At 46.6% G+C, this 11,278-nt stretch carries 10 protein-coding genes and 1 pseudogene; 8 read left to right on the top strand and 3 right to left on the bottom strand.

Going from position 1 to position 11,278, the window contains the following annotated elements; translation table 11 throughout:
• Positions 1-118: 118 nt before the first annotated feature.
• Both PAE54_RS08635 and PAE54_RS08640 read left to right on the top strand, forming a co-directional pair.
• The gene (locus PAE54_RS08635; protein WP_273779468.1) at positions 119-1,024 is read left to right on the top strand and encodes an NAD(+) kinase; all 906 of its coding nucleotides are present in this window, start codon (positions 119-121) and stop codon (positions 1,022-1,024) included.
• 2 nt (positions 1,025-1,026) lie between these two features.
• The gene (locus tag PAE54_RS08640) at positions 1,027-1,299 is read left to right on the top strand and encodes a YeaC family protein (RefSeq protein WP_273777029.1); all 273 of its coding nucleotides are present in this window, start codon (positions 1,027-1,029) and stop codon (positions 1,297-1,299) included.
• 73 nt (positions 1,300-1,372) lie between these two features.
• Here the strand turns inward: PAE54_RS08640 and PAE54_RS08645 are convergent, their stop codons facing one another.
• Entirely contained in the window at positions 1,373-2,374 is a 1,002-nt protein-coding gene (locus PAE54_RS08645; RefSeq protein ID WP_326519131.1) for a glycosyl transferase family protein, read from the bottom strand.
• Positions 2,375-2,791: 417 nt separating this feature from the next.
• Between PAE54_RS08645 and PAE54_RS08650 the strand changes: the two genes are divergently transcribed.
• The 5 genes from PAE54_RS08650 to PAE54_RS08670 all read left to right on the top strand — a co-directional run bounded on the left by PAE54_RS08650 (position 2,792) and on the right by PAE54_RS08670 (position 9,338).
• A complete protein-coding gene (locus PAE54_RS08650) occupies positions 2,792-4,138 on the top strand; it encodes a dicarboxylate/amino acid:cation symporter (RefSeq protein WP_326519132.1) in 1,347 nt (448 codons plus the stop codon).
• Positions 4,139-4,331: 193 nt separating this feature from the next.
• Entirely contained in the window at positions 4,332-5,441 is a 1,110-nt protein-coding gene (gene pheA / locus PAE54_RS08655; protein ID WP_326519133.1) for a prephenate dehydratase, read from the top strand.
• 66 nt (positions 5,442-5,507) lie between these two features.
• On the top strand, positions 5,508-6,599 hold the full coding sequence (gene hisC / locus PAE54_RS08660) for a histidinol-phosphate transaminase (protein ID WP_273777021.1): 1,092 nt from the start codon (positions 5,508-5,510) through the stop codon (positions 6,597-6,599).
• Between the two features lie 3 nt (positions 6,600-6,602).
• Positions 6,603-8,849: a bifunctional prephenate dehydrogenase/3-phosphoshikimate 1-carboxyvinyltransferase gene (locus tag PAE54_RS08665; RefSeq protein WP_326519134.1), complete on the top strand. Its 2,247-nt coding sequence runs from the start codon at positions 6,603-6,605 to the stop codon at positions 8,847-8,849.
• Between the two features lie 123 nt (positions 8,850-8,972).
• Complete coding sequence (locus PAE54_RS08670) at positions 8,973-9,338, top strand: hypothetical protein (protein ID WP_326519135.1); 366 nt, start codon at positions 8,973-8,975, stop codon at positions 9,336-9,338.
• 77 nt (positions 9,339-9,415) lie between these two features.
• Here the strand turns inward: PAE54_RS08670 and PAE54_RS08675 are convergent, their stop codons facing one another.
• On the bottom strand, positions 9,416-10,054 hold the full coding sequence (locus tag PAE54_RS08675; RefSeq protein WP_326519136.1) for an alpha/beta hydrolase: 639 nt from the start codon (positions 10,052-10,054) through the stop codon (positions 9,416-9,418).
• A 122-nt stretch (positions 10,055-10,176) separates the two neighbouring features.
• Between PAE54_RS08675 and yaaA the strand changes: the two genes are divergently transcribed.
• Positions 10,177-10,956 (top strand): peroxide stress protein YaaA, encoded by a 780-nt coding sequence (gene yaaA / locus PAE54_RS08680; RefSeq protein ID WP_326519137.1) that lies wholly within the window; start codon positions 10,177-10,179, stop codon positions 10,954-10,956.
• 186 nt (positions 10,957-11,142) lie between these two features.
• Here the strand turns inward: yaaA and PAE54_RS08685 are convergent.
• Positions 11,143-11,278: pseudogene (locus PAE54_RS08685) on the bottom strand (IS4 family transposase); the annotation flags it as partial.

Below are 11,278 nucleotides of genomic sequence, written 5' to 3' on the forward strand. Positions count from 1 at the left end.
TGAAGGGTAGGCCGGCATTGTGGCATACCCCGTGTCATTACCTTCAGATGGGTGAGATGTTTACCCGTGCTATGGATCCCCCTGAAACGCTAATAAAATAAGGCTGACAATGAGTCATTTGCACATTTCACATAAGTCTTTTCGCAATATCGGATTGTTAGGGCGACCTGATAAATCATCTGTTGTGGAAACCCTGTGTCTGATTCATGATCATCTATTGTCTTTAGGGCTCCATCCGGTATTTGATGAAGAAACAGCTCAACTGGTTCCTTACCAGAATACTCAGACCGTTAGCCGCAATTTGCTCGGTGAAGTGGTCGATCTGGTGATTGTGGTGGGCGGTGATGGTTCTCTCCTGCATGCCGCGCGTGCCTTGGTAAAACATAATACTCCTGTGATTGGGGTGAACCGTGGACGTTTAGGGTTCCTGACCGACATCAAACCCGCCGAAGCCATTTTTAAACTTGATCAAGTGTTGCAAGGGCAGTTTCAGCTCGATCGCCGTTTCCTGCTGGAAATGGAAATTCGCTCGAATGGACAAACCATTTATGATGCGATTGCCTTGAATGATGTGGTGCTGCATTCGGGTAAATCGGTCCACATGATTGATTTTGAACTTAATATTGATGGTCAGTATGTCTATCGTCAGCATAGTGACGGCCTGATCGTTGCGACACCGACCGGCTCAACAGCTTATGGCTTGTCCGGTGGTGGGCCGATTGTGCATCCTAGTATGGATGCGATTGTGCTGGTGCCGATGCATCCGCATACACTGTCTTCGCGTCCAATCGTGGTCGGCGGCCACAGTGAAGTGAAAATCGTGATACGTGAAAATCGTGTCATGCCAATGGTCAGTGCCGATGGGCAATATAGTGTTTCATTGAATGTCGGAGATAGTTTGCATATCCGCAAGCACCCGTTTAAATTAAATTTGCTGCATCCTCCAGGTTATGATTTTTATATGGCATGCCGTACCAAACTTGGTTGGAATCAAGATTTTGACTCATTTAATCAGCAGGATTAACCATGAATATTGAACAAATGCTTGCCATATTAAATCCGGAAATTGTTGAGCGTCTGAAAACTGCGGTAGAAATTGGCAAATGGCCGAATGGTGTGGCATTGACCAAAGAGCAGCGTCAGACCTGTATGCAAGCGGTGATCGCCTGGGAAATGAAAAACCTGCCAGAAACCGAGCGTACCGGTTATATCGATCGTGGCACGAAAGAAGAAGATGAACATTGCGATTCGCATGATCCTAAAGATGACGAAGAGTTCAAGCCAATCCGTTTTGTCTAAAACATTTGAACGCTAAATTTTTAAAAAAGGGCACGAAATCGTGCCCTTTTTTGATTTAAATCGTGGCTTACGTTTAAGCAGTGTGGCGTGTGTGCCAGAGGTCTTTTGCTTGCTGCATGGCAGCATCAAAAGAGTCGCACACACCCATGGTATATAACGCAATCCCCATGGTTTCAGTGACCGCAATTTCACCATAGGCATGCTGCTGTTTCCCTTCCCAGACCGCTTTAAAAGTGGCGAGATCTAATTCTTCCTCAACCGGACTGCGCTCGGCGGTCAGTTTTGGCAATTCATGTTCGTAAAGTTCGCCGTTTTTAATCCCGCAGATCAGGGTCTTGGCATCCGGATTACGTTCAAACTCTCCACCTTCCCCTTTAATGACAGCACTGTTTAAATACCCCAGCTTCAAGGCGGCTTGCTGGTGTGAACTACGATAGGCGGGATGAAAAATCGCCTGTAAGGTCGCATTCGCATTAAACGGATTAATCAGGCGTGCCAAGGTGTGAATCGGGGAGCGCAGTCCCATGACATTGCACAAGCCAATTAGCTCACTCAGCACTGGTGAAATGGCAGCCAAAGGCAAATAGGCAAAATGTCTTTTTGTCAGTTCCCGCTCCACGTCGAGATCTGTCTGGCAGATCGGATAACCCAGATATTCGAGCACCTGCTTAGTGTAGAGCCGGTTTATGGTATGTCCGGCAGCGCCATGCATGACGACGTTATACCCTTGTTGTGCCAACGTCAGGGCTGCAAGTAAAAACCAGGGATAATGTTTGCGCTTGCCCGCATAAGAGGACCAGTCCAGGTCAACCTGCAGCGCTTTAAACTTAAGCTGATCACGGGTGGCCTGGACAAAACCGGCAAGCTCATCGACAGACTCCTCCTTGACCCGCAATAACATCAGGAAAGCGCCGAGCTGAACATCAAGGACTTCACCTTTGAGAATCATGCTAAATGCATCATAGGCTTCCTGATAGGTGAGGGAGCGAGCACCAGTTTTTCCTTTGCCTAAAATCCGCACGTACTGAGCGAAAGGATGTTCGAAGTCTTGATACAGGTTTTTTTTGGTGTTCATAACGTCATCAGTCTTTTACAGCCAGTATTCATGTCCGCACTATGACATAAAAATGAAAAATACGCTGCCTAGACGATTTATGCGACTAATGTCTAATGGGGTGTGTTTTAACAATTGGTCAAAATTACGTTGTAAGTTTTTTGTTGTGCTGTGTTAAGAATTTTTAAACAGCCAAGGTTATATACCATCTCCTGTTCAACCACATTGGCATCTTTCTATTGCTAATGAATATTACTGGCGTGATGCCACTTAATCTTTGAAAACGTGATTGTTTTCTGTCTATGGGGGTTTTTTGTTCCACAAAAAACTCCTTTGCCTTTTGTAGCTTTGCAAAAGGGGTGAAGGGCTGTGTATTCGTAAGAATAGATCATCAATCGTATATTTCTACATGTAGGAATATCTTAAGAAGTAATTGCTATGGCGAAAAAACCGATTTATAAATCACTGTACTTCCAGGTGATTGTGGCCATTATTGCAGGTATTCTGGTGGGGCATTATTCCCCAAGCGGAACCCAGCTGATCAATGGCGTTGAACAACATATTCCGGGTTTGGGTGAACAGCTCAAACCACTGGGTGATGCATTTATCCGTTTGATTAAAATGATCATTGCTCCAGTGATCTTCTGTACCGTGGTCAGCGGTATCGCCGGCATGGAAAGCATGAAATCGGTCGGGAAAACCGGTGGCGTGGCCTTACTTTATTTTGAAATTGTCTCGACGTTGGCACTGATTATTGGCCTGGTGGTCATTAACATCGTGAAGCCTGGCGTAGGCATGAATGTCGATCCTGCAACACTAGATACCGCCGGCATTCAGAAATATGTCAGCAGTGGTGAATCGCAATCTACCGTTGATTTCCTGATGAATATCATTCCGAACACGGTGGTCGGTGCATTTGCGGAAGGTGAAATCCTGCAGGTTCTACTGTTTGCAATTCTGTTTGGTTTTGCGCTGCACAAATTGGGTGATGCTGGTAAACCGGTTCTAAAATTCATTGATCAGATTTCCCATGTGTTCTTTAACATCGTGAATATGATCATGAAGCTTGCACCGATTGGCGCATTCGGTGCGATGGCCTTTACCATTGGTAAATATGGTATCGGCAGTCTGGCACAGTTGGCACAGCTGATTATCTGCTTCTATATTACCTGTTTATTATTTATTTTCTTGGTCCTCGGTACCATCAGCCGTTTTGCAGGTTTCAGTATCTTGAAAATGATCCGTATGATTCGTGAAGAATTGCTGATCGTTCTGGGTACATCATCTTCTGAATCCGTCTTACCTCGTATGTTGAAGAAGCTTGAGATCGCGGGCTGTGAGAAATCTGTGGTGGGTTTGGTCATTCCAACCGGCTATTCATTCAACCTGGATGGTACTTCAATCTATTTGACCATGGCGGCCATCTTTATTGCGCAAGCGACCAATACGCAATTAGATGTATCACATCAGATTACTTTGTTGCTGGTGTTGTTGATTTCCTCTAAAGGTGCAGCAGGTGTGACCGGTTCAGGCTTTATCGTGATGGCTGCAACGCTTGCGGCAGTGGGGAATATTCCAGTCGCGGGTCTGGCATTGATTTTAGGGATTGACCGTTTCATGTCTGAAGCTCGTGCACTGACCAACTTGGTCGGTAACTCTCTGGCGACGATTGTTGTGGCGAAATGGGTCGGTCAGTTAGATCAGCAAAAATTGCAAGACGCTTTAAATAATCCGGCTGAAGTGGATCGTAAAATGCTGGAGCAGTCACAAGCACCACAGGCTTAATTTTACAATTTTTTAAAAGGAAGCTTCGGCTTCCTTTTTTATTTGAAAATTTACATGATTGGTAATTACGCTGTGTATAAAAACAACTGCCTGTTTTTAAATCTGAATCCATCAAAGTTGTATTGCGCAACATTTGAAAGCTAACTATTGTTATACTGTTGAGCATAAACGATTCTGCAGGGGCTGCATTACAATGATCCAAGATGATCAGAACTCTTCGACTTCTCTAGATTTAGCACAAATTCGTAATGATATTGATGCTGTTGACCAGCAAATTCAGGATTTATTAAATCGTCGAGCGCGTTTGGCAGAAGCGGTGGCAAAAGCCAAATTTGCTTCCGAAGAGAATCCGTTGTTTTACCGCCCTGAACGTGAAGCGCAAGTGCTGCGTAAAGTGATGGAACGTAATACCGGTCCCTTGTCTGATCTGACCATGGCACGTTTATTCCGTGAAATCATGTCGGCCTGTCTGGCACTCGAAGCCCCACAAAGTATTGCATTTTTAGGCCCTGAAGGGACCTTTACCCAGGCAGCAGCCTTAAAACATTTCGGTCAGGATGCCTTGGTACGTCCCTTGCCAACCATCGATGAAGTGTTCCGTGAAGTGGAAGCGGGCAGCGCACACTATGGTGTTGTACCGGTCGAAAATTCATCTGAAGGTGTGGTCAATCACACGCTGGATTGTTTCAAAAGCTCAAGCCTGAATGTGATCGGTGAAGTGGAACTTCGTATTCACCATCAATTTTTAGTGTCAGAAAACACCCGTAAAGACAGCATTAAACAAATCTATGCCCATCAGCAAACTTTGGCACAGTGCCGCCAATGGCTCGATGCCCATTACCCAGGTGTAGAGCGTGTCGCGCTCAGTTCCAATGCTGAAGCCGCACGCCGTATCCGTAATGAATGGCACTCCGCCGCAATCGCATCCGATATTGCTGCGAAAATGTATGATCTGGAAATTCTGCATAGCAACATTGAAGACAATCCAGAAAATACCACGCGTTTCTTGGTGATTGGCCGTGAAAAAGTTCCTGCCAGTGGCAATGACAAAACCTCTTTACTGATTTCTGCGCATGACCGTGCAGGGGCCTTACTGGACATCTTGGCACCGTTTGCCAAACATGGCATTAGTCTGACCAGTATTGAAACCCGTCCAGCCTTGCCAGAAAAATGGGCCTATGTGTTCTTTATTGATTTAGAAGGTCATATCGAGCAGGAAAACGTCGCGGCTGCGATTGAAGAAATCCGCCCATTGGTGAAAGAGCTGCGTGTACTCGGTTCTTATCCGGCGGCAGTACTCTAAATTTCTTTTCGGTGGCCGGCATACCGGTCCCTTTTTGCTGTTAGCTAAAATAATTGGAAGTGTGAAATGACATTTGTCCCTGCGAATGAAGGCATTGAAAAATTAAAACCTTATCAACCGGGTAAGCCAATCAGTGAGCTTGAGCGTGAGTTAGGGATTAGCAATATTGTCAAACTGGCTTCAAATGAAAACCCATTGGGCTGTTCAGACAAAGTGAAAGAAGCAGTTGCTGCAGAACTGGCAGAAATTGGCCGTTATCCGGATGGTGGTGGTTTTATCCTGAAAGATCAGATTCAACAACAATTTGGCTTTGCACACGACCGTATTACCCTGGGTAATGGTTCAAATGATCTGCTGGAAATGTTTGCCCGTGCTTTCGTTTCAGAAAAAGATTCCGTGGTGTATAGCCAGCACGCATTTGCCGTGTATGCCTTGGTGACTCAGGCGATTCATGCTGAAGCGATTGAAGTTCCAGCGAAAGGCTTTGCGCACGACCTCGATGCGATGGCGGCTGCAATCAAGGACAACACTAAACTCGTTTTTATTGCCAACCCGAACAACCCAACCGGCACCTGGTTTGAAGAAGCTGAATTTGAAGCCTTCATGCAGAAAGTTCCAGCCCATGTGATTGTGGTTCTTGATGAAGCTTATGTGGAATATTTCCCAGAAAACTTCAACAGCCTGAAATATCTTGAGCAATATCCTAACCTGATCGTCAGCCGTACTTTGTCCAAGTGCTATGGCTTGGCTGCATTACGTGTCGGTTTTGCTTTGGCATCTGTTGAAGTGACTGATTATCTGAACCGTATCCGTCAACCATTTAACGTCAACCATTTAGCCATGGTGGCTGCGGTCGCTGCATTGAAAGATGAAGCCTTCATCGAGAAATCACGTGAAGTGAACAAAGCCGGCATGAAGCAGCTCGAAGAAGGCTTTAAGGCCTTGGGTCTGAATTATGTACCGTCACGCGCCAATTTTATCTTGGTCGATGTGCAGGCTGATCCCGGACAAACCTTTAATGCGTTATTAAAAGAAGGTGTGATCGTGCGTCCAGTCGGAATTAGCAATCATTTGCGTGTTTCGATCGGTACAGAAGCAGAAAATGCCAAGTTCCTGACCGCACTGGCAAAAGTGTTAGGCTTAGAGGCAAAAGCTTAAACCATGGCACACCCACTGTTTGAAAAAGTTGCATTTATCGGGCTGGGGCTGATTGGCTCCAGCTTGGCTCGTGTGATTGCTGCTGAACAACTGGCAGATTGCGTGGTTGCTTCTGCACGTTCGCAAAAAACCTTGGATGATGCCAAAGCCTTAGGCTTGATTCAGCAAGGCTTTAGTAATCCTGCCGAAGCGGTACAAGGCGCTGACCTGGTGGTACTGGCTTTGCCAGTACGCGCGACGCAAAAAGTGCTGGAAGCGATCAAGCCATATTTGTCTGAACATACCATTTTAACGGATGTTGGCAGTACTAAAGGCAATGTGGTAGAAGCGGCCAAAGCCGTGTTTGGTGAACAGCTGCCAGCCGGTTTTGTGCCTGGGCATCCGATTGCAGGCAGTGAACATACTGGCGTACATGCGGGTAAGGTGGATCTGTTTGCCAATCACAAGGTGATCCTGACCCCTTTGCCGACGAGTGCCGATTGGGCGCTGCAAAAACTGATTCATCTGTGGGCTGCAGCCAAAGCAGAAGTGATTTGTATGGATGTCGAAAAGCACGATGAAGTGCTGGCCCATACCAGTCATCTTCCGCACCTGATGGCCTTTAACCTGGTGGAGCAATTGGCCAACCGCCAGGATAATCTCGATATTTTCCGTTATGCTGCAGGCGGCTTCCGTGATTTCTCGCGCATTGCCGCGAGCGATCCGCAAATGTGGCATGACATTTTCTTTGCCAATAAGAAAGCCATTTTAAATGCCGTAGATGGTTTTGAGCAGCAGCTCGCCATCTTGCGTAAAATGATTGAAGACGAAGATTCGCAGGCGATTATGGGCTTACTAGGACATGCCCAAGCTGCGCGTCAGCACTTTAACCATATGCTAGCCCAGAAACCCTTGATGGAGAACAATAAGGTGACACAACAATTTACCATTTTGCCGGGAAAGAAGACATTTAAAGGTAAATTTACCGTGCCAGGTGACAAGTCTGTGTCACATCGCTCCATCATGTTTGGTGCGATTGCGGAAGGCACCACGCATGTGACTGGTTTCCTTGAAGGTGAAGATGCCTTGGCGACTTTGCAGGCATTCCGTGATATGGGCGTGAGCATTGAAGGGCCAAAAAATGGTGAAGTCACCATTCATGGCGTGGGCATGCACGGCTTGAAACAACCGGCGGGCGTGTTGTACATGGGCAACTCAGGCACCAGTATGCGTCTGCTGTCCGGTATGCTGTCGGCACAAGCCTTTGATACCGTGATGACCGGTGATGCATCACTCTCTAAACGTCCAATGGAGCGAATTGCCAAACCATTACGTTTGATGGGTGCCAAGATTCAGACTACGGGTGAGAAAGGTACGCCACCGGTGAGCATTACCGGGAACCAGCAGCTCAAAGGTATCGATTACGATTTGCCAATGGCCTCTGCACAGGTGAAATCCGGTATTTTACTGGCAGGTCTTTGGGCGGAAGGTGAAACCTCGGTGACTGAACCGGAACCAACCCGTGACCATACCGAACGCATGTTGCGTGCTTTTGGTTATGAAGTAAAAACTGAAGGCAACCGTATTAGCCTGCAAGGCGGCGGTAAGTTGGTGGGCACGGACATTCAGGTGCCATCCGATATTTCTTCAGCTGCTTTCTTTATGGTTGGTGCAGCGATTACCGAAGGTTCGGATGTGACCCTGGAAGCTGTGGGCATTAACCCAACGCGTACCGGTGTGATTGAGATCCTGAAACAGATGGGTGCAGACATCAGCGTGGAAAATGAACGCATTGCGGGTGGTGAGCCGATTGCGGATATCCGTATCCGTGGCAGCCGTACCCTGAAAGGCATTCACATGCCTGAAGATCAGGTGCCTCTCGCAATTGATGAATTCCCTGCCTTATTTATTGCTGCGGCGTGTGCGGAAGGCCAGACGGTATTGACCGGGGCGGCTGAACTGCGTGTGAAAGAGTCTGACCGTATCCAGGTGATGGCCGATGGTTTGCAGGCGATGGGCATTGACTGTACCCCAACGGCTGACGGCATCATCATTGAAGGGAAAGGCAAAGACGGTGACTGGTCTGCGATTTTCCAAGGTGCGCAGATTGAATCACACCATGACCACCGTATTGCCATGAGCTTCAGTATGGCGGGCTTACGTACTGCGGGTGAAATTACCATTGTGGGGACAGAAACCGTCGCGACCAGCTTCCCGACCTTTACCGAGCTGGCCAATCAAGCTGGATTAAACATTCAGGTCAGTAACTAATCGCTTATTGATTCAAAAACCGACCGCAAGATTATCCGAGAAACAGCCAGGCAAATGCTTGGCTGTTTGCATTTTATTGCTTATGCTAATCCCCGATAATGATAATACCCTTGGGGATACGAGATGAAAAAATTACAATTTACCGCCCATCCAGATGCAACGTCTTCTGCTTATCCCTCCCAGACCCAAGCACAGGTTGCTTCCGTATTGTCGGAGCAGTTAAGCCACTATGGCTTTGCGACCAATACTGTTGCGGAAACGCCGAATCAGTTGCAGGTCAGTGTCGAGAGTCGGACTTTGCCCTTATCTGTGAGCTGTCAAAAGCGTGACGAGGACGGGCATCTGGTCTGCGAAATTTCGGCTCATCCGCAACAGGAACAGGACTGGTTTGATAAGATTGCAACAGAAAGCGTGGTGAAACAGTTAGCCCAAGCGGTAGAAAACAGCCTGAAAACGGATGATCGTTTTAGCGGGTTTGAGTGGAAGTAAAGGACGTTAATCTGAAAAGTTTTTAAAAAGCAGCTTTTGCTGCTTTTTTAGATCTAGCCGAATGAAGTGCTTAAATATCAGAGTGCAGGACTCAGCAGAAAGCGCTTGATTTCATGACGTAGCTGCTTGAGATAACCGGTAAAGAAATGATTGGCTCCCGGTAAAATCGTGATGGGATGTTTCTGTGGCGCCGCCCAGGCAATTAAATCCGAAAGCAGGGTAATGTCATCCTGTTCACCATGGAGAAACAGCAGATCACCCTGAATGTCTGGGGTCTGATAATGGCGTAAACCAATAACACTTCCTGTCGGCAGACCACACAGAATCAGTTGTCGTGGCTGTTGGGTTGTGTCCAGACTGGCTTGACACTTGGCCAGCACATGCGCACCAAAGCTGAAACCACCGGCATAAAAAGGCAGATCTGGATACCGATCTCTTAAGTGCGCAATCACGGCCAAAATATCTTGTGTTTCCCCAAAGCCATCATCATGTACGCCAGCGCTTTGACCTGAACCACGGAAACTTGGACGATAGACCACATAGCCTTGTTCCACAAAAATCTGCGCCAGCAGGGCAGGCACTTTATGCTGTGGGTTGCCGCCTTGTAGCGGATGAGGGTGGCAAACGACTGCGAAACCTTTGATTTCACCCTGCGGTGCATCAACAAAAATTTCAATTTGACCGACAGGACCAGATATAAAAATTTGTTCAGACATACAGGCACAGGAGAAAATAGAAGAAGGAATATTTTACTGCCTTGACGCAACAAAAACACAAAGTGGCGTTAAAATGAGCCGACTGTTATCGTTTGATTCATTATTATTTGACCAGGTTATCCATGCTCGCTCTTCTTTCTCCTGCTAAGACACTCGATTACGATTCTGCCTTACCCACAGATCTTCATACCTTCCCGCGCTTACTGCAACATTCAGAGGAGCTGATTCAGGATTGCCAGAAATTGTCTGCGACCGAGATTGCTAGCCTGATGAGTGTGAGTGAGAAGATTGCGCAATTGAATGTTGCGCGTTTTCAGGATTGGCAGCCGGATTTTAACCTGGCAAATGCCCGTCAGGCTCTGTTTGCCTTTAAAGGGGATGTTTATACCGGTCTGGATGCTTATCAGCTGAATGACCAACAAATTGATCTTGCGCAGCAACAACTGCGTATGCTCTCTGGTCTGTATGGGTTGTTGCGACCTCTAGATTTGATGATGCCCTACCGTCTGGAAATGGGTACCAAGCTCCATAACAGCCGTGGCCATAACCTCTATGAATTCTGGGGAGAAATCATCACTCAACAAATCAATACAGATCTGTTGGAAGCTGAATCTGATTTATTGGTCAATCTGGTTTCTGATGAATACTACAAGGCTGTAAAAGAAAAGCAGATCCAGGCACAGATCATCAAACCAGTGTTTTTAGACCAGAAAAATGGCAAATACAAAGTGATCAGTTTCTATGCCAAAAAAGCCCGTGGTCTGATGGCGCGTTTTATACTTGAACAGCAACCTCAAGGTGCAGAAGATCTCAAAGCCTTTAACAGCGAAGGCTATTATTTTGATGCGGATAATTCCACTGCACAAGAATTAGTGTTTAAGCGCGATGAACAGGCTGCCTGAGGATAGAGAGCTAATCCATCCATCGAAATTCGTAGAACATTTCGGCAGGCCTAAATCAATTCTGGCATTGGCTAGCATTTTTACAGTTTTAAATAGCTGTTTTGCTGTGTGAATGACAGCGATTGGGCAGCTTTTATTGATTACAGTGTGGTAAAAAAAGCCCCATGATCGGGTAATGCCAGTCAGTTAAGAAATTGACTGGCATTTTCTTGGGTATTTCTGTGGTTTTAGCTTCACAACCCTGAGACAATTTCTTTTCCTTCTCTCCGGCAAGATATACATCCTTGCTTGTTCCAACAAGCTTTCTAAATGTTTAGGTAAA

The sequence above is a fragment of the Acinetobacter minutum genome, assembly GCF_035916735.1.
GTDB lineage: Bacteria > Pseudomonadota > Gammaproteobacteria > Pseudomonadales > Moraxellaceae > Acinetobacter.